The 22,809-nt window shown below is 66.5% G+C and carries 18 protein-coding genes and 1 rRNA gene; 8 read left to right on the top strand and 11 right to left on the bottom strand.

Features of this window, described 5'->3' with window-relative positions; all coding sequences use genetic code 11:
* The 3 genes from V7672_RS14615 to V7672_RS14605 form a co-directional block, all read right to left on the bottom strand.
* Positions 1 to 706: ribosomal RNA gene (locus V7672_RS14615) — 16S ribosomal RNA — on the bottom strand; the annotation flags it as partial.
* Positions 707 to 1,452: 746 nt separating this feature from the next.
* Positions 1,453 to 1,881 (bottom strand): CBS domain-containing protein, encoded by a 429-nt coding sequence (locus V7672_RS14610; protein WP_335625299.1) that lies wholly within the window; start codon positions 1,879 to 1,881, stop codon positions 1,453 to 1,455.
* Positions 1,882 to 1,988: 107 nt separating this feature from the next.
* A complete protein-coding gene (locus V7672_RS14605) occupies positions 1,989 to 2,675 on the bottom strand; it encodes a rhomboid family intramembrane serine protease (protein ID WP_335625298.1) in 687 nt (228 codons plus the stop codon).
* A 115-nt stretch (positions 2,676 to 2,790) separates the two neighbouring features.
* On the opposite strand from V7672_RS14605, the gene hfaA reads away from it, so the two are divergent.
* From hfaA to V7672_RS14585, 4 genes are all read left to right on the top strand, one after another.
* Complete coding sequence (gene hfaA, locus V7672_RS14600; RefSeq protein ID WP_335625297.1) at positions 2,791 to 3,216, top strand: holdfast anchoring protein HfaA; 426 nt, start codon at positions 2,791 to 2,793, stop codon at positions 3,214 to 3,216.
* Positions 3,213 to 4,229: a holdfast anchoring protein HfaB gene (gene hfaB, locus V7672_RS14595; RefSeq protein WP_335625296.1), complete on the top strand. Its 1,017-nt coding sequence runs from the start codon at positions 3,213 to 3,215 to the stop codon at positions 4,227 to 4,229. Before hfaA ends, hfaB begins: the two co-directional genes overlap by 4 nt.
* The gene (hfaD, locus tag V7672_RS14590; RefSeq protein WP_335625295.1) at positions 4,156 to 5,406 is read left to right on the top strand and encodes a holdfast anchor protein HfaD; all 1,251 of its coding nucleotides are present in this window, start codon (positions 4,156 to 4,158) and stop codon (positions 5,404 to 5,406) included. The genes hfaB and hfaD overlap by 74 nt, the downstream gene beginning before the upstream one ends.
* Positions 5,407 to 5,554: 148 nt before the next feature.
* Entirely contained in the window at positions 5,555 to 8,449 is a 2,895-nt protein-coding gene (locus tag V7672_RS14585; RefSeq protein ID WP_335625294.1) for a M16 family metallopeptidase, read from the top strand.
* A 125-nt stretch (positions 8,450 to 8,574) separates the two neighbouring features.
* Here V7672_RS14585 and V7672_RS14580 read toward each other — a convergent pair whose 3' ends face one another.
* Positions 8,575 to 9,450: a hypothetical protein gene (locus V7672_RS14580; RefSeq protein WP_335625293.1), complete on the bottom strand. Its 876-nt coding sequence runs from the start codon at positions 9,448 to 9,450 to the stop codon at positions 8,575 to 8,577.
* Between the two features lie 145 nt (positions 9,451 to 9,595).
* Here V7672_RS14580 and V7672_RS14575 point away from each other — a divergent pair, with 145 nt between their 5' ends.
* Positions 9,596 to 10,123, top strand: coding sequence for a PAS domain-containing protein (locus V7672_RS14575; protein ID WP_335625292.1), 528 nt, complete (start codon positions 9,596 to 9,598; stop codon positions 10,121 to 10,123).
* Here the strand turns inward: V7672_RS14575 and V7672_RS14570 are convergent.
* Positions 10,120 to 10,647, bottom strand: coding sequence for a gamma carbonic anhydrase family protein (locus V7672_RS14570; protein ID WP_335625291.1), 528 nt, complete (start codon positions 10,645 to 10,647; stop codon positions 10,120 to 10,122). The two genes, V7672_RS14575 and V7672_RS14570, sit on opposite strands and share 4 nt — an antisense overlap.
* 318 nt (positions 10,648 to 10,965) lie before the next feature.
* Between V7672_RS14570 and V7672_RS14565 the strand changes: the two genes are divergently transcribed.
* Both V7672_RS14565 and V7672_RS14560 read left to right on the top strand, forming a co-directional pair.
* Positions 10,966 to 11,793 (top strand): PhoH family protein, encoded by an 828-nt coding sequence (locus V7672_RS14565; RefSeq protein WP_335625302.1) that lies wholly within the window; start codon positions 10,966 to 10,968, stop codon positions 11,791 to 11,793.
* A gap of 89 nt (positions 11,794 to 11,882) precedes the next feature.
* Complete coding sequence (locus tag V7672_RS14560) at positions 11,883 to 13,025, top strand: mechanosensitive ion channel family protein (RefSeq protein ID WP_335625290.1); 1,143 nt, start codon at positions 11,883 to 11,885, stop codon at positions 13,023 to 13,025.
* On the opposite strand, the gene V7672_RS14555 is transcribed toward V7672_RS14560, so the two are convergent.
* The 5 genes from V7672_RS14555 to V7672_RS14535 all read right to left on the bottom strand — a co-directional run bounded on the left by V7672_RS14555 (position 12,943) and on the right by V7672_RS14535 (position 20,791).
* Complete coding sequence (locus V7672_RS14555) at positions 12,943 to 14,160, bottom strand: cation:proton antiporter domain-containing protein (protein WP_335625289.1); 1,218 nt, start codon at positions 14,158 to 14,160, stop codon at positions 12,943 to 12,945. The two genes, V7672_RS14560 and V7672_RS14555, sit on opposite strands and share 83 nt — an antisense overlap.
* A gap of 88 nt (positions 14,161 to 14,248) precedes the next feature.
* Positions 14,249 to 16,939: a pyruvate, phosphate dikinase gene (ppdK, locus tag V7672_RS14550; protein WP_335625288.1), complete on the bottom strand. Its 2,691-nt coding sequence runs from the start codon at positions 16,937 to 16,939 to the stop codon at positions 14,249 to 14,251.
* 131 nt (positions 16,940 to 17,070) lie between these two features.
* Positions 17,071 to 17,451, bottom strand: a complete 381-nt coding sequence (locus V7672_RS14545) for an endonuclease domain-containing protein (protein WP_335625287.1) — start codon at positions 17,449 to 17,451, stop codon at positions 17,071 to 17,073.
* Positions 17,452 to 17,609: 158 nt separating this feature from the next.
* Positions 17,610 to 19,895: a glycine--tRNA ligase subunit beta gene (gene glyS / locus V7672_RS14540; RefSeq protein ID WP_335625286.1), complete on the bottom strand. Its 2,286-nt coding sequence runs from the start codon at positions 19,893 to 19,895 to the stop codon at positions 17,610 to 17,612.
* On the bottom strand, positions 19,895 to 20,791 hold the full coding sequence (locus V7672_RS14535; protein WP_442889548.1) for a glycine--tRNA ligase subunit alpha: 897 nt from the start codon (positions 20,789 to 20,791) through the stop codon (positions 19,895 to 19,897). The genes glyS and V7672_RS14535 overlap by 1 nt, the downstream gene beginning before the upstream one ends.
* 97 nt (positions 20,792 to 20,888) lie before the next feature.
* On the opposite strand from V7672_RS14535, the gene V7672_RS14530 reads away from it, so the two are divergent.
* Positions 20,889 to 21,650: a polysaccharide deacetylase family protein gene (locus tag V7672_RS14530; protein ID WP_335625285.1), complete on the top strand. Its 762-nt coding sequence runs from the start codon at positions 20,889 to 20,891 to the stop codon at positions 21,648 to 21,650.
* A gap of 205 nt (positions 21,651 to 21,855) precedes the next feature.
* Here V7672_RS14530 and V7672_RS14525 read toward each other — a convergent pair whose 3' ends face one another.
* Positions 21,856 to 22,779: a hypothetical protein gene (locus tag V7672_RS14525; RefSeq protein WP_335625284.1), complete on the bottom strand. Its 924-nt coding sequence runs from the start codon at positions 22,777 to 22,779 to the stop codon at positions 21,856 to 21,858.
* Between the last annotated feature and the right edge of the window lie 30 nt (positions 22,780 to 22,809).

Genomic DNA, 22,809 nt, shown 5'->3' with positions numbered 1-22,809 from the left:
CGCCTCAGCGTCAGTAATGAGCCAGTATGTCGCCTTCGCCACTGGTGTTCTTCCGAATATCTACGAATTTCACCTCTACACTCGGAGTTCCACATACCTCTCTCACACTCAAGACACCCAGTATCAAAGGCAGTTCCAGAGTTGAGCTCTGGGATTTCACCCCTGACTTAAATGTCCGCCTACGCGCCCTTTACGCCCAGTAATTCCGAGCAACGCTAGCCCCCTTCGTATTACCGCGGCTGCTGGCACGAAGTTAGCCGGGGCTTCTTCTCCGGGTACCGTCATTATCGTCCCCGGTGAAAGAATTTTACAATCCTAAGACCTTCATCATTCACGCGGCATGGCTGCGTCAGGCTTTCGCCCATTGCGCAAGATTCCCCACTGCTGCCTCCCGTAGGAGTTTGGGCCGTGTCTCAGTCCCAATGTGGCTGGTCATCCTCTCAGACCAGCTACTGATCGTAGCCTTGGTAGTCCATTACACTACCAACTAGCTAATCAGACGCGGGCCGCTCTAAAGGCGATAAATCTTTCCCCCGAAGGGCACATTCGGTATTAGACCCAGTTTCCCGGGCTTATTCCGAACCTAAAGGCACGTTCCCACGTGTTACTCACCCGTCCGCCACTAACTCCGAAGAGTCCGTTCGACTTGCATGTGTTAGGCCTGCCGCCAGCGTTCGCTCTGAGCCAGGATCAAACTCTCAGGTTGAGTTGACTTCTGACCTAAGCATTTCGGACCGAAATCCGATTTGGCTTTAGTTCTACGTATTCTTGACGAGATCCCACGTTCACCGATCCGAAGATCGGTTACATGGTATGTCTTTTCAAAAAGACCGCAGATGTCAGTGTCGACAATCGATTCCGAAGAACCGATCTTAGAACACCGCCGCCTGCGTTTCTCTTTCCAGATCAACGATTTCAAAGACCGTGAGCCACCGGAGTGGCCCGACCGTTTAGCGCCCGGCTGCGGCGGAGGCGGCGATGTAGTCGCCTCGGTGGTTGGTGTCAAGCGCCCCGAAGAGAACTTTTTCACCGGCCCGCCGTCAGAACCTCGAGAGGCCCGTGGGCGGCGGGAGCGGCGTCTCTAGAGAGGAGCCATTCCCGTGTCAACCGAACTTTCGGAGCTTTTTTCCGACCGTTTCAACCCTTTCGAGGTGATCCGGCCGCAAAGCGCCAGAGGGAGATGCAAACACCTCCCCGAGGCAGTCCGACGATTCGATCGAAGGCGCGGAACCTAACCGAAGACATTGAAGGAAGCAAGAACCAGAAGCTCTTTATTTCCACCTGGATCACTGTGCGCCGTGGCGCCCCGCGTTCCGTCGTCGGCCCGTTTCCGAGCGAGGCGGCGATATACGAGGCGCCCTTTCAGACCGCAACCCCGAAACCGCCTTTCATGACGATTTTCTGAAAGAGTCCGGATCGCCGAATTCCGGCATGTTTCGGGCCGACCCCGGCTCAGCCCGCCGCTATATAGGTTCTGAGGCTTTCGGCCTCGCGCGTGGCTTCCTCGATCTGGCATTTCACGACGTCGCCGATCGAGATGACGCCGATCAGCCGCTTGTCCCGCAGCACCGGCAAATGCCGGATCCGGCGGTCGGTCATGCGACTCATGAGCATGGCGACCGTGTCGGTCGGCTCGGCGAACACCACATCGGGCGTCATATAGACGGAGACAGCCTCGGACAGGGCTTCCGGGCCTGATGCGGACACGGCGCGCACGACATCCCGTTCAGACAGCACGCCCACGACCCGGTCGGAATCACAGACCATCACGGCCCCGATCCGGCGGGTCTGCATTTCACGACAGGCGTCGACCAGGGTCTTGTCCGGTGCGACCGAGAAGACAGCGTCGCCCTTGTCCTTGAGAATCTCGGTGACAAGCATACGGCGTTCCTCCCTCATGAGACTGAACGGCCGCGGACCGGGCCGCTCGTGCCCGCAGGATCGCTCAGTCCCCGCCCTTAAGCAAATCGCGCCGAATCACAGCTGCGTCAGCCGAACGCCGGTACCCATCGGCGCGACCACCGGAACAGGGGCCCGATCGCCAGATATCCCGCCACCATACCGACCGCGTGAGCTTCCCAGGCGATACGGGCGCCCTCTGCCCCGGGGGCATAGCCGATCAGCCCGATCACGGCATTGATGGCCAGCAGCACGCCCACCATGGTCAGGGCGCTGCGATCCTTCAGGGGTTTGGGCCCCGCCCAGGACGGACGCCCCATCAGGCGGATGGCCGCCCCCAGCAATCCCGACACCGCACCGGACGCCCCCACCATCGGGTCAGTGCTGGCCAGATGCAGCAGGCCATATCCCAGGGAGGCAATGATCCCGCACCCTATATAGAAGAGCGCGAACACGCCCGCCCCCCGCCATCCGGGCAGCATCCGCGCCACGGGCGGGGCAAAACACAGCGCGGTCACCGCATTCAGCGCCGCGTGGGTCCAGCTGCCGTGCAGCAGCATGGCCGTCACAATCCCCGGCCATCCGAGCGTCCGCCCGAGGTCGATGGGATAGAAGGCCCAGGTCATGCCCATGTCGGGCAGGCGGACCTGCAACCAGAACAGCAGCGGCATCGACACTGCGAGCACCAGGGCCGCAGGAGGCACCTTTACAATCGGTTCGCGGGCGGGCGGCGGCGGCGGATAGGCCGGGCCGGTGCCCCAGGGTTGGCTGTTCATGCCTCTGAGATGCGCGCGGCCGTTGCCGATCTCAAGCGCTTCTTAATAACCCTGCTCCATTTTGGCACGGAGCTTGCTGTATCAGGCCCGGACAAGACAGCGCGGGAGCGCCCTCATGCGACTGAAACTGGCGGCTGCGGCCGCGGCAACATTACTGGCCCTTCCGGCTGTGGCCCAGGCCCAATCCGCCGGCGGCTCCAGCACGGCACCGTTCCAGGCGGGCTATGGCGCGGCGCGCTATACGACAGCCCGGCCCCAGACCGGCTCGACCCGAGATCAGAACGGCAACCGCCTGATCGTCAACGGCCTGATCCAGACCGGCGCCTCGGCCTATTCACAGACCAGCGGCGGCGTCTCCAGCTGGGGGAACTGGGCAAACGGCAACGGCGGCAACACCATCGGCGGCGCCACGGCCATCGGCAACAATCTGAATGTGGTGGTCCAGGGCAACTGGAACACGGTCATCGTCAACTCGACCCAGACCAATACGGGTGACATCAACGCCGGAACGGCGCTGAACGGGACCATCGACCTGCCATGAGCCCCTCCCCGATTCTTCGCTGGCTCAAACCGGCCGGCGCGGCCTGCGCCGCAGCGGCCCTGCTGGGCGGCTGCATCGCTCCGGTAGCCAGCAATGCCGGTCTGTATGCCACGCCGATCGGCAATGCGCCGGTGACCGCCAATCCGACCCCCTATTCCACCGCCCTGTTCTGCCTCGCGGACTATGCGCGGACCTATGGCCTGCCCTCGCCCCGAATCGCCGTGGGCCAGATCGCCGACTATACGGGCACCATCTCGCCGGACGGCGGGCGTCAGATCACCGGCGGTGCCTCGCTGATGGCCACCTCGGCCCTGGCCAAGTCAGGGGCCGTGATGGTCGAGCGGTTCGACACCTCGGTGTCCGAGCTGGAACTGCGCTATGCCAACAACAAGCTGATCGGTGACGAGGGCACGGGCGACCCGGCTGACCCCGGCTATCGCCGCATCATCGCCGGTCAGGTGCCGGGCTCTGACTTCTATATCGTCGGCGGCATCACCGAGGTGAACTACAACATCCGCTCGGCCGGCTGGGACTTCGGCGGCGGCGAGGCCGACAGCGACACGCCCCTGTCAGGCGTCTTCCAGGGCCGTATGTATGTGATGAACGTCGCGCTGGACCTGCGCCTCGTGCAGACGACCTCGCTCGAGATCGTCGATGTGGTTTCGTATCAGAAGCAGATCATCGGTCGCGAAATCTCGGCGGGGGTGTTCGACTTCATGAACGGCAATGTCTTCGACATTTCCGCAGGCGAAGGCGGGTTCGAGCCGGTTCAGCTGGCCGTCCGCTCGCTGGTGGAGCGCGCCGTCATCGAGTTCATGGCCAATCTGTATGGCGCCCCCGGCCCGGAAATCTGCCTCGACACGCAGAACGAGCTGCTGCGCGACACCTATGGCCCCACCGGCAACTACTACCCCGCCTATCCCAATACGGAGACGAACAATGGCCAGACTCGTGCCGATCCGTCTCGCTGGCATGATCGCCGCGACGGTGACGTGCGCCGCAGTCGCTACTGAGGCTGCCGCGCAGGATCAGGACCCGTCGATTGTCCTGAACGAACAGATTCAGTTCGGTGATGTGTTCGCCGAACAGACGCTGGACGTGGTCGATTCGTCGGAACAGGTGACCGTCAGCAATTCCGCCACCGGCAACAGCCTGGCCGGCGGGGTCCAGGGCGGCGACATGAGCGTCACCTCGATCCAGTCCATGCAGGGCGATGTGCGCGCCGAGACCACCTTTGTGCTGGGCGGCGATACCGAGGGGGTGGTCAGCGGCGTCACCCAGGCCAACGGCAACTATCTGGGCCTCAGTGCCTATGACGCCAATCTGACGGTCGATTCGGCCCAGACGGTCAGCGACGTCGAGATCGTCGCCACCTCGACCATGGCCGAGGGCGATGAGCGCCTGCTGGGCGGGGCCTATGTGGATGCCTCGGCCATCGGCAACACCGCGGCCCTGGGCGGCGAGCGCAGCTATTTCGACGGCACGCTGGTGCAATGGTCGGATGCCAATGTCCGCGCCTCCAACTATGCCGGGACCCAGTACATCCCGGCCGAGGCCGAGTTCACCGCCCAGGCCGTGGCCAATGTGGTGTCCGTCACCGGCACTTCGGTTACCGGTCAGAACATGACCATCGACCAGCGCTCGACCGGCGGCATCATCGATTCCGGCGTCAGTGCCAATGCGGGCAATTCCTGGGATCTGGCCGGGCGCGCCAATGCCGGGGCCAACCGCGCGGTCCTGTCGAACCAGGGCGGGTCCGTGGTCGCCACCACCCGTCAGGACAACACCAGCCAGATCCAGTCGCAGGCGATTGTCACCTCCTATGACTATGGGGCGGCCAACTCCTATGCGCGCGGCGTCGCCAATGAGGTCTCGGTCGGCAACAACGACATCTATGTCGAGATCGACAATACCCAGATCAATACGGGCGGCGTGGCGGTCAACGCCCAGTTCGCGGGCACCCAGGGCTATGACGCCTATGTCGGCGCCGATGCGGCCGGCAATGTGGTCACCGGCTTCGCCTGCGCCGATTGCGCGGGCTATATCGATGCCACGAACAACCAGGCCAACAGCGGCAATGTCAGTGCTACGGCACAGACCACGATCAACGGCGCCAACCGCGCCGTGGTCACCGGCACCAATGCCGTCGGCAACGCCGCGACCTTCTATGTTTCGCGCAGCGGAAATTAACTCGCGTTAATATTCGCGCCCCAGTCGTTCAAACATTGCGTAACCTTCGTTAAGGTGCTCCCGACGGCCCGCCACCGGGCCTGTGAATTCGTCATGTGCCCGCTTTTCCTGTGGAATTTGTTTGGGGCGCGACCAAAGGAGCCACCCCATGCGATCTCCCCGCCGCCTTCTGCTTGTTGCCGCCTCCAGTCTGGCGGTCCTCGCCGGCGCAGGCCTGCCGTCCCTGGTCCAGGCCCAAGACGCCGCCGCCGTATCGGCCAACGCCATGCGACCGTCCGACCCCTGGGCACACGAGATCAGCGATATTCCGGTCGACAGCGCCGTCCGCTTCGGCCAGCTGCCCAACGGCCTGCGCTATGCCATCGTGCGTAACGCCACCCCGCCGGGTCAGGCCTCACTGCGCGTCCGTATCGACGCCGGCTCGCTGATGGAGAATGACGACCAGCTGGGTCTGGCCCACTTCATCGAGCACATGGCCTTCAACGGCTCGACCAACATCCCCGAAGGCGAGCTGACCCGGACGCTCGAGCGCCTCGGCCTGGCGTTCGGCGCCGACACCAATGCCTCCACCGGTTTTGACGAGACCGTCTACAAGCTGGACCTGCCGCGGACCGACGAGGAAACCGTCGACACCTCGCTGATGATCCTGCGTGACATGCTGGGCAATGCCACCCTGTCGGCCGACGCCATCGACCGCGAGCGCGGCATCGTCCTGTCGGAAGAGCGCACCCGCGCCGGGCCGGGCCTGCGCTCGGTCATCGCCCAGCTCGACTTCTTCCTCAAGGACCAGCTGGTCCCCGACCGTCTGCCGATCGGCTCGACCTCGGTGCTGGCCAATGCCCCGCGCGAGCGTTTCGTCGAATTCTACAGTGCCTATTACCGCCCGTCGCGGGCGACCGTCATCGCCGTCGGTGATTTCGACGTCGACGTCATGGAAGCCAAGATCATCGCCACCTTCGGCGACTGGCAGAACCCTGCGGCCGACGGCGCCGAGCCGGTTCTGGGAGAGGTCCAGCCGCGCGGCCTTGAGGCCGGCTCCTATATCGAGGCCGGCGTCCAGCCCTCGATCCAGATCACCTGGATCAATCCGCCCGACACCCGCCCCGACACCATGGCCATCCAGCGCGAGGGTCTGGTCGAAGGTCTGGGCCTGCGCGTGCTGAACCGCCGTCTGCAGCGCCTTGCCCGGGGTGAGAACCCGCCCTTCATCGGTGCGTCCGGCAGCCGTTCGGACCTGTTCGGCTCGGCCGAGGTGGCCACGGTCTCGGCCGTCTATCAGGACGGCAACTGGGACGGCGCCCTTGCCGCGATCGAGCAGGAGCAGCGTCGGATCGTCGAGTTCGGCATCACCCAGGAAGAGCTGGACCGCGAGATCACCGAGATCCGCACCGCGCTCGAGGAAAACGTTGCCGGGGCCGCGACGCGCCGCACGCCCAACCTGGCCAACAGCCTCGCCGCCTCGGTCAACAATGATGAGGTCTTCACCGCCCCCGAGACCGACCTGGCCATGTTCGAGGCCATCGTCGCCGATCTGACGCTGGATGAAGTCAATGACGTCCTGAACGGCACCTTCACCGGCCAGGGTCCGTTGATCTTCGTCACCGGCCCCGATGCCATCGAGGGCGGCGATGACGCCATCCTCGCGGCCTATGAAGCCTCGCAGCAGACCGAGGTCGCAGCCCTTGAGGCCGAGGCCCGCGTCGACTGGCCCTATACCCAGTTCGGCACCCCCGGCACGGTCGCCTCGACCGACATGATCGAGGACATCGGCACCACCTTCGTCACCTTCGACAACGGTGTGCGCCTGACCATCAAGCCGACCGACTTCACCGACGATCAGGTGCTGGTCTCGATCCGCACCGGCACGGGCTTCCTGTCCCTGCCGACCGATGAGCCGACGGCGGCGCTGGCTCTGGGTGCGGCCTTCAGTGAGGGCGGCCTGGGCCAACTGACGGCCGAGCAGCTGGAAACCGTGCTGTCGGGCCGGGTCTATTCGGCCTCCCTTTCGGCGGATGAAGAGTCCTATCGCCTGTCGGGCACGACCCGCCCCGAGGACCTGGACCTGCAAATGCAGGTGCTGACCGCCTATCTGACCGATGCCGGCTGGCGTCCCGAGCCGTTCGAGCGGGCGCGCGGCCAGTTCCGTCTGATCCTGCCGCAGCTGGATGCCACCACCGGCGGCGTGTTCGCGCGCGACGGATCGGGCCTGCTGCGCTCGGGCGATGCCCGCTGGACCATCCCGACGCTGGAACAGATCGCCGCCTGGTCGATCGATGACCTACGCAATCTGGTCAGCAGCGACCTGTCGCAAGGCCCGATCGAGGTCATCATCGTCGGCGACGTCGATGTCGATGCGGCCATCCAGTCGGTTGCCGCAACGGTCGGCGCCCTGCCGGCGCGCGGCCCCGCGGCCACGCCCTCGGCCGAGGCTCGCACCTCCACCTTCCCGGATGGCGTCACCGAGCCCGTCGAGCTGAAGCACGGCGGCCGCCCGGATCAGGCGCTGGGCTTTGTCGCCTGGCCGACCGGCGACAACTTCACCAATCCGCGGGAGGCCCGCATGGTCCGCCTGCTGGCCGATGTGCTGCGCCTGCGCCTGCTGGATGAACTGCGCGAAGGCCAGGCGGTCACCTATTCGCCGCAGGTGAGCACCAGCGCCTCGAGCACCTTCGAGGGCTATGGCTATATGTCGGCGGCCATCGACGCCCCGCCTGAAAAGCTGGCCGGCTTCTTCGCCGACGTCGATGCGATCGCCGCCGAGCTCGTGGCCAATCCGGTTACCCAGGACGAACTGGACCGCGCGCGCAACCCGCGGATCGAATCGATGCGCCGCAACCAGAACACCAACGGCTTCTGGATGTCGGAACTTCAGGACGCCCAGACCGATCCGGAGCGTCTGCCGGCCCTGCGCTCGGCGATCAGCGACTTCGAATCGGCCACGCCGGCGGACCTCCAGGCGGTGGCACGGAAGTATCTGGTGCCGTCGGAGGCCTATCGCATCCAGGTGACCCCGCGCGCCGAGGCCCCGGTCGACAGCGAATAAGAAAAAAGGCCCCGGAAGCGATTCCGGGGCCAGTTTCTCTCAGGAGAACCGACGGAGACGCCGATCGCCTCTAACTTGCAATTCCGCAGGTGAAGGGGGGCTGAACCCCGGCGTCACCCTGGCGATCAGTAGCCGCGCGACCCGACCCCGCCGTCCAGCATCAGGAACGAGCCCGACACGGCCAGACCTTCGCGCTCGACGATCTCCTCGCGATATTCGGTGTAGGTTTCCTCGCGATAGAGCGTCAGGATCTTCACCCCGGCGCCGTAGCGACGCAGCAGCGAACGCTCGTTGCAGTCGCGCTCGGGGCGCTGCGGACGGCACTCCATCCGGCTTTCGCGCCCGCCGTACCATAGGGCTTCACCCTTGCGGCAGACCATGGTCTCGCCGTGATCGGACCGGGTCTCGCCCTCGTATTCGGACATGGTGATCTGCAGCCAGCTGCCGGCGAGGCAGCGGTACAGTTCGCCCTCGTAGTCCTCGAAGATCTCGCGGTCGCCACGCACCTGTGAGGCCGGGTGCGGGACATTGCGGTCGTCGATACAGACCGCCTGGATCACCACCCGCTTCCGGAAGCGGCGCACCTCGGTATAGGGCACGCGAATCGTCTCGCGGATCAGGCCGCCCTCGACATTCAGGCCCTGGATGGTGGTCGGATAGCGCGGCGTCGAGCTGAAATAGGCCCCGCCTCCCCCGCCGACGACCACGGTCGAGCTGCCACGGGCATTGATGCGCGCCGAGGCCGAGGCGTTGGCGTTGGCATTGACATTGATGTTCACATTGACGTTGCCGCCTCCGCCACAGCACGGCGGCGCGGGCGGCTGCTCGCAGCACGGATTGGGCGGCGGCGGGGGTGGCGGCGGAGGCGGAGGCGGCTCGCAGCACGGCGGCGGCGGCGGCTGACAGCCTGAGTTGCACTGCGCCTGGGCCGTATCGGCAGCGGCCATGACGGCAAAAAAGCCCGCCATCGCCACCAGTCCCTGGATGATCCGCACCCGCATGCGCAGGTCTCCTTCAGTGATCAGTCGCCACGATTCCAGCAAGAACCGGGCCGTTCACCCTCAAGGATGGCGGCAAAACCCTTTCGTTTCCGTTGCATTTTGCCGTGGCCCCCGCCTTGCGACACCGTCGTCAGGAGCGTTCGGGATGTTTCATACTGAGACAACACGGCTGATCGAGACCTGGAGCCAGCTTCCGGGCGCCTCGCGTATTCCCGACCGGCAGGACCTCGACGCCCTGTCCCTGGGGCCGCTGGTGACCCGGCTGTTTCTGCTGGAGTATCGCCCCCGCGCCAGCCGCATCCGTCTCGCCGGAGACTGGATCGAGGCCCTGCACGGTCGGCCGCTCAGCGGCCACGCCTGGCGCGACCTGTGGGACCATGCCTCCTTGCCGCTGGTCGAATCGGCCCTCGCCCAATGCCTGCGCGAGATTCGGCCCGTCATTCTGACCGGGGACTGCCCACGCCTGCCCGGCGGCATCGAAATGCCTCTGGTCCCGCTGAGGGGGCCCAGCGGTCGCGCCGACCGCATCGTTGGCCTGTACCGCCCGCGGGGCTTCGGCCAGCCCGTCAGCCGTTCGCCCACGCGCCTGTCAGCTCACGCCAGTCTGGCCGTCGGAGAACCGCCCCGCGCCCGGCCCCAGCTGATCGCCCTGCAGGGCCGCCGGGTCGCCTAGGCGTCCGACAGATCGGTCGCGTAGCGCTTCCAATTGGCGACATAGTGGGCGGCCGAGGCCTTCAGCGCCTCGATCTGACCGGGCTCCAGCGTGCGGATCACCTTGCCCGGCTGGCCCATGACCAGCGAATTGTCCGGGATCTCCTTGCCCTCGGTGATCAGCGCATTGGCCCCGATCAGACAGTTCCGGCCGATCCTTGCGCGGCCCAGCACCACCGCGCCGATGCCGATCAGGCTGTTGTCGCCGATCTCGCAGCTGTGCAGCATCACCATATGACCGACCGTCACCCCGTCGCCGATGGTCAGCGGTTCGCCGGGGTCGGAATGCAGCACGCTGCCGTCCTGGATGTTGGTGTCTCGCCCGATCGTGATCGGGTCATTGTCGCCTCGCACCACCGCCCCGAACCAGACACTGGCCCCCGGCTTGAGAATCACGTCACCAATGACGGTGGCGTTCGGCGCGATCCAGTATTCCCCCTCCGGAGGAAGCTGAGGTTTCTTGTCGCCCAAGGTGTGAACACTCATCCGAACCCGTCCCTATATTCAGCAGATAGTGGCTTTAACACTCCTTAAACCACGTTAGCATCAGGATGTTGAGGCGATTCGAGATCAGATCGGTCTTGGCCTCGCCGTCGAGTGTTTCGCCCGGCGCAGTCGCTTTCGGAGGTGGCGCATGGTGTGCCGGGCTCGACGGGGTCACCCGTTGAACGACATCCCTCTCAAAGACAGGGCCGCGTCCCGCGGCTTCCGTCCCGACCCCGGTCGTTGCGTCGCCACCGGCGATGAATTCCTCCCCCAAGCCCTGTCAGGCGGTGCCGTTCCGGTATCGCCTTTTTTCATGCCCTGGAGTCGTCCATGACCAAGCGCTCAGCCCTCAAGCGTCAGACCCGCGAAGCCGCCCGCGAGTTCGGTGTCCTCGATACGCCGGAGTTCATTCAGGAGGCCAAGGTCCGACGTCTTCCGCCGCATGTGGGGCAGGGACGACCGAGACGCGGGGAGCAGGGCAATGGCTGGTCGCCCTATCCGTCCAATGACGACCGGGACCAGGCCTATCTGAAGACGCTCAAGCCCAAGTCGGACGGTCAGGCCGCCCTGATGGAGGCCATCGACGATCACAATATGGTCCTGGCCCTCGGCCCGGCCGGCACCGGCAAGACCTATCTGGCCGTGGCCAAGGCGGTCGAGGCGCTGGAGGCCGGCAAGGTCGGTCGTATCGTCCTCAGTCGCCCGGCGGTCGAGGCCGGCGAATCGATCGGCTTCCTGCCCGGCGACATGGAGGACAAGCTGGCCCCCTATCTGCGGCCGCTCTACGATGCCCTGTCCGACCGGCTCAGCATGAAGCGGGTCAAGGCGCTGATGGCCGAGGGCCTGATCGAGATCGCCCCCATCGGCTATATGCGCGGCCGCACGCTGAACAACGCCTTTGTGGTCGTCGACGAGGCCCAGAACTGCACCTACGTCCAGCTCAAGATGCTGCTGACCCGGCTGGGCTGGCATTCCACCATGGTCGTCACCGGCGATCCGCAACAATCCGACCTGCTGCCCGGCATCTCGGGCCTGTCCGACGTCGCCGAGCGCCTGCAGGCGGTACCCAATATCGCGGTCGTGAAACTGGCCGAGCGCGACATCGTCCGTCACCCGCTGGTCGCCTCGATGATCGGGGTGCTGTGATCGACACGGGGCCGGACTGATTTCCGACGATTCGGAACCCTCTCCGGCCCCGTCCCTTCCCTGCAGATGACCGATCTGCCGGATTTCCGATGACAGACATCGCCGCCGCATGGGCCGACGCCCTCGAGCGATTCGACTGGCTGCCGCTATGGGGCCAGACGCTGGTGCTGCTGGGCGGCGCCATCGGCATCGCCCTGCTGGTCCATGCGCTCGCCACGGCGCTGGTTCGCCGGGCGGTAAAGCAGAGCGACGTCTTCTGGCGCTCGCTGGTCAGTCGGACGCGCCGCCCGGCCCGGCTGGCGCTGGTGCTGCTGGCGATCAATGTGGTCTCGCCGCTCCTGCCGCTTCAGGAGGGCATGGCTGCCCTGCTGCGGCAGGGCCTGCACATCGGCATGGTCATCACGGCCGGCTGGGCCAGTCTGGCCGCCCTCGACATCGCCGCCGCGATCCACCTGCGCAAATACCGGATCGACGTCGCCGACAATCTGATTGCGCGCAAACACCTGACCCAGGTGCGGATCCTGCGCCGGGCAGCCGCGACCCTGATCATCGTCTTCACCCTCGCCTTCGCCCTGATGACCATCAGCGGCTTTCGCCAGTGGGGCGTCAGCCTGCTGGCCGCAGGCGGCGCCGCCGGGATCATCGTCGGTCTGGCCCTCCAGCCCCTGCTGACCAATCTGATCGCCGGCATCCAGATCGCCCTGACCCAGCCGATCCGCATCGACGACGCCATCATCGTCGAGACGGAGTTCGGCCATATCGAGGAGATCACCGCCACCTATGTCGTGGTGCGGCTCTGGGACCTGCGCCGCATGGTGCTGCCGCTGACCTGGTTCATTCAGAACCCTTTCCAGAACTGGACCCGCGACTCGGCGACCCTGATCGGCAGCGCCTTCTTCTATCTGGACTATGCCGCCCCCATCGAGGCCATGCGCACCAGGCTGGACGAGATCGTCCGGTCATCCCCCCTCTGGGACGGCGACACGATCGTGCTTCAGGTCACCGATCTGCGCGAACGGGTGATCGAGGTCCGCTGTCTGGCCAGCGCCCGCAACGGCGGCGATGCCTTCGAGCTGCGTTGCGCCATCCGCGAACAGATGATCGCCTGGCTGAAGGCCGAACACCCCGAGGCCCTGCCCCGGGATCGCATCACGGTCGCGGCGCCGTCGGCTCAGACGCCGTCACCGGACGCCCCCCGATCCGGTCGATCAGGGCAAAGACAAACGGGTTGAGCGTGATCGACAGCAGGGCCGCGGCCAGGATCAGGTCGTGGGTCTCACGGCTCATGGCGCCCAGATACATCGACAACGCCGCCAGGATGAAGCTGAACTCGCCGATCTGGGCGAGGCTGGCGGCGACCGTCAGACTGGTGGCCCGATCCAGCTTGAACGCCGTGGTGATCGCCAGCGCCGCCAGCGTCTTGCCGACGACGACAATCCCCAGCACCGCCAGGACCGCGAACGGCTTTTCGATCAGGATGGTCGGGTCGAACAGCATGCCGACCGAGACAAAGAACAGCACGGCAAAGGCGTCGCGCAGCGGCAGGGCCCGCTCGGCCGCATTATGGCCCAGCGGCGTCCCGTTCAGCACCAGTCCGGCGACAAAGGCCCCCAGCGCAAAACTGGCGCCGAAGACGGCATAGGCCAGCCAGGCGATCCCCAGCGCGATCGACAGCACCCCGAGCGTAAACAGCTCGCGCGACCGGGTATGGGCGATTCGTACCAGCAACCACGGCAGCACCCGACCACCGACCACCAGCATCAGGCCGACGAAGGCGATCACCTTGCCCAGCGTCCACACCAGATCGGCCCCCAGCGCCGCCGCATCCAGCACCTGACCGGCGGGCACCACCAGCAGCGGCACCATCACCAGCGCCAGCACGATCACCAGATCCTCGACGATCAGCCAGCCGACGGCGATGCGGCCCACATCCGACTTGACCTGTTTGCGCTCTTCCAGCGCCCGGAGCAGCACCACGGTCGAGGCCACCGACAGGGCAAAGCCCATCAGCACCGCTTCCAGATCGCCCATGCCCAGCGCGAACCGCCCCAGCAGCCAGCCCAGCCCCGAGGCCGAGGCGATCTGGAACAGCGCGCCCGGCACGGCGACCTTGCGCACCTTCATCAGGTCCCGGGGCGAGAAATGCAGCCCCACCCCGAACATCAGCAGGATGACGCCGATCTCGGCCAGCTGCGGCGCCAGCTCGGTATCGGCCACCCAGCCCGGCGTGAACGGCCCGACCGCGACGCCCGCCACCAGATAGCCGACCAGCGGCGACAGCTTCAGCCTGTGGGCGATCATGCCGAACACAAACGCCAGCACGAATCCCCCGACGAGGGTCAGAATCAGGCTGTCGGCGTGCGGCATCGGGCCTCCGTCGGTAGGTCAGGTCAGATTGTAGCGGTCCCGCACAGATGGGCAGGAAACGCGCGACGTGCAAGCCAGTGGTGCCGCCTTAGCGGTCCTTCTCGCGCTCGGTGCCGGAGCGGGCATCCAGCGCGGCTTGCGCGGCGGCAAGGCGGGCGATCGGCACGCGGTAGGGCGAGCAGCTGACGTAATCCAGCCCGGCGCCCTCGCAGAAGGCGATGGACGACGGGTCGCCACCGTGCTCGCCGCAGATGCCCAGCTTGACGTCCGCGCGCACGGCCCGGCCGCGCTCGGCCGCGATGCGGATCAGGTCGCCGACCCCTTCCTGATCCAGCCGGACGAAGGGATCGGTCTCGAAGATGCCCTTGTCCATATAGGCCTGCAGGAAGCGGCCCGAGTCGTCGCGCGAAATACCAAACGTGGTCTGCGTCAGATCGTTGGTCCCGAAGCTGAAGAACTGCGCATGTTCGGCCAGATCCCCGGCGCGCAGGGCGGCGCGGGGCAGCTCGATCATGGTGCCGACCAGATAGGCGATCGACTGGCCGGTCTCCTCAAACACCGCCTTTGCCGTCCGGTCGGTCAGCTCGCGCAGATATTTCATCTCCAGACCGAGGGCGACCAGCGGGTGCATGATCTCGGGCAGGGGCGCTTCGCCCGACGTGGCCTGCACCTCCAGCGCCGCCTCGAGGATGGCGCGCACCTGCATCTCGTAGATTTCGGGATAGGCGACGCCCAGCCGGCACCCGCGGTGGCCCAGCATGGGGTTGGTCTCGTGCAGCTCTTTCGCCCGCCGCTTCAGCTTGGCAGCGTCCAGCCCCTGGGTCTCGGCGAGGGCATCGATCTCGGCCTCGCTGTGCGGGATGAACTCGTGCAGCGGCGGGTCCAGCAGGCGGATGGTGACCGGCAGGCCCGCCATGATCTGGAACAGCTCGACGAAGTCCGACTTCTGGAACGGCGCGATCTTGGCGAGGGCCGCGCGACGGCCCGCCTCGTCATCGGCCAGGATCATCTCGCGCACGGCCGCGATCCGGGCATCGTCAAAGAACATATGCTCGGTCCGACACAGGCCGATGCCCTCGGCGCCAAAGCCGCGCGCGGTCTTGGCATCCAGCGGCGTCTCGGCATTGGCCCGCACCCGCAGGCGGCGCACCTTGTCGGCCCAGGCCATCAGCGTCTGGAAGTCGCCGGTCAGCTCGGGCTCGATCATCGGGACGGCGCCGTCCAGAACCTCGCCCTTGGAACCGTCGATGGTGATGATCTCGCCGGTCTTGAAGGTCCGGCCCCGGGCGGTGAAGGTCCCGGCCTTTTCATCGATATGGATTTCCCCGGCGCCCGAGACGCAAGGGCGCCCCATGCCGCGCGCCACCACCGCCGCGTGGCTGGTCATGCCGCCACGGGCCGTGACGATGCCGCGCGCCGCATGCATGCCGTGGATGTCCTCGGGCGAGGTCTCCTCGCGCACCAGAATGACGGCATCGCCCAGCTGGTTCATCCGCTCGGCCTCATCGGCGTCAAAGACGATCTTGCCGGTGGCCGCCCCGGGCGAGGCCGGCAGGCCCGCCGCCACCACATGGCGCTCGGCCTTGGGGTCCAGGGTCGGGTGCAGCAGTTGGTCCAGCGCCGAGGGCTCGACGCGGCTGACCGCCTCCTCCTCCGAGATCACGCCTTCAGAGGCCAGATCGACCGCGATCTTCAGCGCCGACTTGGCCGTGCGCTTGCCGTTGCGGGTCTGCAGCATCCACAACCGGCCCTGCTCGACCGTGAACTCGATGTCCTGCATGTCGCGGTAATGCGTCTCCAGACGCCCGACGACCTCGACAAACTGCCCGAACACTTCGGGCATGGCCTCTTCCATCGACGGCGCCGTCTCGCCCATCTCCTCGCGGCCGGCCCGGGTCAGCGACTGCGGCGTCCGGATGCCGGCGACGACGTCCTCGCCCTGGGCATTGATCAGGAACTCGCCGTACAGCTTCGCTTCGCCGGTCGAGGGGTTGCGCGTAAACGCCACCCCGGTCGCCGAGGTCTGGCCCATATTGCCGAACACCATCGACTGGATGTTGACCGCCGTGCCCCAGCTTTCGGGAATGTCGTGCATACGGCGATAGAATTTCGCCCGGTCGTTCATCCAGCTGTCGAACACGGCGCCGATCGCGCCCCACAACTGGGCGTGCGGGTCCTGCGGGAAGGGCTGGCCCAGCCGGTCCTCGACCACCGCCAGATAGTCGGCGATCACCGCCTGCCAGTGGTCGGCCTCAAGGTCCGTATCGATGGTGACGCCCAGACGGTCCTTGTGGTCGTCCAGCACCTCCTCGAAATCGTCGTGGCTCAGGCCGAGGACGACGTTGGAATACATGGTGATGAAGCGGCGATAGCTGTCCAGGGCGAACCGCCGGTCCCCCGACAGCGCCGCCAGCCCCTCGACCGTCTGGTCATTCAGGCCCAGGTTCAGCACCGTATCCATCATGCCGGGCATCGACGCCCGCGCGCCCGACCGCACCGACACCAGCAGCGGATTCTTCACATCGCCAAAGGTCTTGCCGGTGATCGCCTCGACCTTGGCCAGACCGGCCTTCACCTGATCGGCCAGGGCGTCGGGATAGGACTGCCCGTTCGAGAAATAGTGGACGCAGGCCTCGGTGGTGATGGTGAAGCCCGGCGGCACCGGCAGGCCCAGCGACGACATCTCGGCCAGATTGGCGCCCTTGCCGCCCAGCAGGTTCTTCATCGACGACTCACCGTCCGCCGATCCCCCGCCAAAGCCATACACCCACTGCGTCATCGTGCCTGTCCTCGCCTCACTGCTCCGGTTCTGACTAGCGCGCCGCACCCGCGAAGGCGAGGCCGCAGCCGTAACAATCCGTGAGTGCGTGTGACGTTGCGAATACCCTTCTCCCCTCGGGGGAGGAGGTGTCAGGCAAGGCCTGACGGATGAGGGGGCCGTTTCCCCATCTGCTCCGCCCGTCGCCGGATCGCTGCGATCAGCGTGTTCGGATTGCTCAGAAAGGCCTCATTGCCGACGCGGATTACATCAAAGCCCGCCGCCCGCAGCCGCTCGTCGCGCGCGGCGTCTTCGGCCTCCCGCAATGGGTGTATGCCGCCATCCAGTTCGATGACCAGCTTGAGCTCGGCGCAATAGAAATCGACCGTCAGTCCAGCGAGTGGCGCCTGTCGCCGGAACTTCAGCCCCTCCAGCTTGCGATCCCGCACCATCTGCCAGAAGCGCGTCTCGGCCAGCGACATGTCGGATCGCAGACGCCGCGCCCGGCGGGTTTTGTCCGGTGACTGATGCATCGCCCCTCCCCTTCTCCCCTCGGGGGAGAAGGTGTCGGCTGGAAGCCGACGGATGAGGGGGACGGTAGCGAAAAATCGACGACCGGACGAGTCGGGTCCGACCGCCCCCTCATCCGTCTCGCTCCGCGAGCCACCTTCTCCCCCGAGGGGAGAAGGATCTACCCCCCGACCTTTCCGAAGTCGGCCACGCGGCCCATGACGGTGCGGACTTGGCCCAGCAGCTTCAGGCGGTTGTCTCGCTCGGCGGGGACGTCGGCGTTGACCATCACGGCGGTGAAGAAGGCATCGACCGGCGCGCGCAGGGCGGCAAGCGCCGTCATGGCGGCGGCGAAGTCCTCGGTGGCGAGCGCGGCCTCGACCTCGGTCCCGGACTTCGCCACGGCGGCGATCAGGGCGGTTTCCTCAGGCGGCGCGCCGTCCAGCGCGACGGGGTCGCCCTCGGGCAGATCGCCCTTCTTGGCCTCGGCCCGCAGGATGTTCGACGCGCGCTTGTAGCCCGCCAGCAGGTTCTCGCCGTCCTCGGTCTCGAGGAAGGTCCCCAGCGCCTCCACCCGCCGCACGATGCGCACCAGATCGTCGTCGCCCAGCGCAAACACCGCATCCACCAGATCGTGCCGTTGGCCTTGGTCGCGGAGCAGGACCTTCAGCCGGTCGGCGAAGAAGGCGAGGAGGTCGGCGACGTTTCGAACATCATCCTCAACCGTGTGCCCTGAAGGATCGTTGCTTCGGATGTCAGCGGCCCTCAGCGAAGCAAGCTCGCTCGCGTCCGCCTGCGAAATCTGACCGTCCTCTTCATCCATCTCCAGGTCGACAAGCCGGGCGATACCGCGACCCCACACCTTGGTCGAAAGCAGCGCAAAGGCAGAGCCCAGGATATCTCGTAGCTGGAGACGTTTTTCATTCTCCAGCACCAGCCGGATCACACCCAGCGCGGCGCGGCGCAGCGCGAACGGGTCCTTCGAGCCCGTCGGCTTTTCGTCGATGGCGAAGAAGCCGACCAGGGTGTCGAGCTTGTCGGCCAGGGCGACGGCGACCGTCAGCGGCGCGGTGGGCACCGCATCGTTCGGCCCCTGCGGCTTGTAGTGGTCGCGGACGGCGTCGGCGATGGCATCGCCCCACCCGTCCGCTTCGCGGCCACCCTCCCCATCAGGGGGAGGGAGATTGGCGCCGTCTCCCTCCCCCGTGTGGGGAGGGTCCGCCCGGCGGGCGGGGGTGGGGGCAAGCCGCGCATAATATCCCCCCATGATCCCCTGCAGTTCGGGGAACTCCCCGACCATGCCAGAGGCCAGATCGCCCTTGGCGAGACGAGCGGCCTGTTCGGCCTGATCGGCTTCAGCGCCGACCAGCGGGGCGATCTCACGCGCCAGCGCGGCGATGCGGTCGACCCGCTCGGCCAGGGTGCCCAGCTTCGCGTGGAAGGTCACACCGTCCAGCTTCTTCGCCCAGACGTCGAAGCCGACCTTGCGGTCCTCGTCCCAGAAGAAGCGGGCGTCGTTCAGACGGGCGGACAGCACCCGGGCATTGCCGGCGGCCAGCGCCGTGCCGCCGTCGCTGGCCTCGACATTGGCCACCACGACGAAGTTCGGGGCGAGGCCGCCGGTCTTCGGGTCGCGCACGGCGAAATACTTCTGGTGCACCTTCATCGACAGGCGCACCACCTCGGGCGGCAGGTCGAGGAAGGCGGGGTCCATCTGACCCAGGATCGGCGTCGGCCATTCGGCCAGGCCGGACACCTCGTCCAGCAGGCCGTCGTCGTCGACCAGCTCCAGCCCGCGCGCCTGACACACGGCCCGCGCCGCCTCCAGAATCTTCAGCCGCCGGTCGGCGGCGTCCAGCAGCACATGCTCGCGCTCCAGCCGGGCGCGATAGTCGGCGAAATCCTTGACCGCGAACGGTCTGCCCGAGCCCATGAAGCGGTGGCCCTCGGTCGTATCGCCGCTCTCGATGCCGTCGATGGCGAACGGCACCACCGCCCCGTCGAACAGGCAGACGATCCGCTTCAGCGGCCGCACCCAGCGCAGGCTGCCGGTGCCCCAGCGCATCGACTTGGGCCAGGGGAAGTCGCGCACGATCCGCTCGACCAATTCGGGGATCAGGGTCGCGGTCGCCCGCCCCTTTTCCGAGATCACGGCAAACAGCACGCCGTCCCGCTCGACCAGCTGCTCGCGGGTCAGGCCGGTCTTGCGCAGAAAGCCCTCCAGCGCCTGTTCGGGCGCGCTGGTCTTCGGCCCCTTAATCTCTTCCTCGCGGTCGGGCGTCGCCGCCGGCAAGCCCTCGACCACCAGCGTCAGCCGCCGCGGCCCGGCAAAGGTCGTCAGCGCCTCCCACGTCAGGCCCGCAGCCTTCAGCCGGTCGGTCGCCATCCGCTCCAGATCACGCGCCGCCCCGGCCTGCATCCGGGCCGGGATCTCTTCGGAAAACAGTTCGATCAGAAGCTGGGGCATTACGCACGTCCCCTTTCCTGCTCGACCCATTCGGTGGCGCAGGCCTTACACAGATCCCGGATACGGCCGATGTAGCTCTGTCGTTCGGCGACCGCGATCGCCCCGCGCGCATCCATCAGGTTGAACAGGTGCGAGGCCTTCAGCACCTGATCATAGGCAGGCAGGACCAGGGCCTGACCCTGCGGGCCGGTCATCGCCAGGAAGCGTTCGACCTCGGCCACCATATCCTCGAACCGGCGCTTCAGCCCGTCGACGTCATAGCCGCGGAAATTCGCCTCGGACTGCTGCTTCTCGTTCTCGAGGAACACCTCGCCATAGGTCAGGCCGTCCTTGTTGAAGCGAAGGTCGTAAACATTATCAACGCCCTGGACGTACATGGCCAGACGCTCCAGCCCATAGGTCAGCTCGCCCGAGACGACATCGACCTCGATCCCGCCGACGCCCTGGAAATAGGTGAACTGCGTCACCTCCATGCCGTCGCACCAGACCTCCCAGCCCAGCCCCCAGGCCCCGACCGTCGGGTTCTCCCAGTCGTCCTCGACGAAGCGGATGTCGTGCAGTTTCGGATCGATGCCGATCGCCTCCAGCGACCCCAGATAGAGGGCCTGCAGGTCCTCCGGGTTCGGCTTCAGGATCACTTGATACTGATAATAGTGCTGTAATCTATTGGGATTTTCGCCATAGCGGCCATCGCCGGGGCGGCGGCTGGGCTGGACATAGGCGGCCTTCCACGGGCGCGGGCCGAGCGCGCGCAGCACGGTGGCCGGGTGCAGGGTGCCGGCCCCGACCTCGATGTCATAGGGCTGCAGGATCGCACACCCCTGATCGCCCCAGTATTTGTGGAGGGTCAGGATCAGGTCCTGAAACGAGAGAGGTTCGGTGGTCACGTCAGGCATTTCGTCCGGGGAAGAAGGCGGCGGACCCTAGACGCGCCGGGCCGTGGCGACAAGGCGACTGCACCGTTCCTTAAACGTCGCCGGGCAGGATGGCGCCATGAGACAGCTGGACCAATTCCGCAGGCGCGCCGCCCGCTATCTGGAGATCGAGCCGACGAACGTCGCGCCCGCGCGCGGCCTGTTCAGCCTCAGCTTCGACGACTTCCCGGAGAACGCCTGGAGCGTCGCCGGTCCGATCCTGGCCGACCACGGGGTTCTGGCTACCTATTACGTCTGCGGCGGGCTGGAGCGCGGCACCAATCTGGACCTGCCCCAGTTCACCACCGAACAGCTGCAGGCCCTGCATGCGGCGGGGCACGAGGTGGGCTGTCATACCTTTGGCCACGACAGCGTGCTCAGGCTGGACGGCCCGGCGCTGGCCGACAGTCTGGACCGCAACGCCCGCTGGGTGGCCGAACGGCTGGACGGCTATCGCATGCAGACCTTCGCCTACCCGTTCGGCGATGCTTCCCTTGGCGCCAAGCGCGCCCTGCGGCGCCGCTTCGATCTGGCGCGCGGCGTGCGCGAAGGTCTGAATGTCGGCCGCGAGGACCGCATGCTGATCAAGAGCTTCGGCATGGAGAGCCGCCGCCTGCCCGGCTATCACCTCGAGGCCATGATGGCCGAGGCGGCGGACAAGGCCGGCTGGCTGACCGCCTACGCCCATGATGTCTCGGACCACCCGACGCCCTATGGCTGCACGCCCGCCGACCTCGACCACGTGCTGACGCTGGCGAAACAGTCGGGCCTGACGATCCTGCCCGTCGGTCAGGCGTGGGGGGCGTCTGTGGGTGGGGCCCGCACGTTGAAGGCGGCGTAAGAAAGATCGTCTTTTCTGTTTCCTTCTCCCGATGGGAGAAGGTGGCGCGCGAGCGCCGGATGAGGGTCGGCGGTGTGTGTCGGCGACCGCCGTGGCAGGGCCGGTGCGACGGCTCACGCCGAAGGATGCGGAGAGCCCCTCACCCCCTGCCCCCTCTCAGGCTCCGCGCTGCCCTTCGGGTCCCACGGGAGAGGGGAAAGGTGAATCACGCCGCCTCGGCGACTCCCGCCGCCTTGCGCGCATCGGCCCAGCGGATCAGGGCGGCGCGCGGCCAGGCGACGATCCATGAGCGGGCCGTGTATTTGCCCTCCTCGATCAGGGCCTTGCGGGTCGGCGAGCTGGTGGCCGCGCGTTCGGTATGGATGTCGCCCGGGCCCTGGTGGATCATGAAGGCGCCGTGCTTCAGCGGATTGAGCCGCAGATAGGCCAGCCGCGGGCTGATCGTCTCCAGCGGCGGATCATAGAACCAGCTGGAGCCCAGCATCCCCGCCATATCCGGCCGGGTCTTGAGGATTTCGGCGGCCGTGGCCCAGGCCCGGTCCCAGCCGGCCTCGTTGAAATCGGACAGCTCGCGGCTTTCGGTATGGACCTCCAGCCACGGCTTCCACGACTGGGCGGCGGCATAGGCCGGGATCACTGACCAGCCCCAGCCCTCGCGCGCATGGCGCAGCACCTGTCCGGGACCCATGGGCGAGCTGAGGTCGAGCATCTGGGTGCGCGCCCCCGGCACGCTCAGCGCCAGCGACAGCCGCACATCCTTGGCCCAGAAGTCGCGGTCATAGGGGTCGGCGGCCGCGGTCAGGAAGTCCGCCATCCGACCGATCCACTCGGGATAGAGCTCCAGACTGGCCTGCGGCAGTCGCTCGGCCGCAATCCGCCCCGGCAGGTCCAGCGCATAGTGGGCGATCAGGGCGCGGCGGTGGTCATCCGTCAGTTTCGTCCCGAAGGCTGCACAGAGCGCCTCTTCCACCCGATGTCCCGGCTGGTCGAAATCCCAGTGCGGGGCCGATGCGGCGGCAGAAGCAGCCGCGTCATCGGCAAGGGCGGCCAGAAGGGCACGGTCCGCCTCCGGCACACGGGCACGGACGGCATCGAAGCGGGCGATCAGGTCGGGGCTGAGCGTTTTCATGGCCCCATCCTACGGGATCACCGGTTTGCG

This window comes from Brevundimonas sp., from assembly GCF_036963785.1.
Lineage (GTDB): Bacteria > Pseudomonadota > Alphaproteobacteria > Caulobacterales > Caulobacteraceae > Brevundimonas.
The sequence above is the reverse complement of the archived record's forward strand: the minus strand, read 5'-3'. Positions and strand labels throughout refer to the sequence as shown.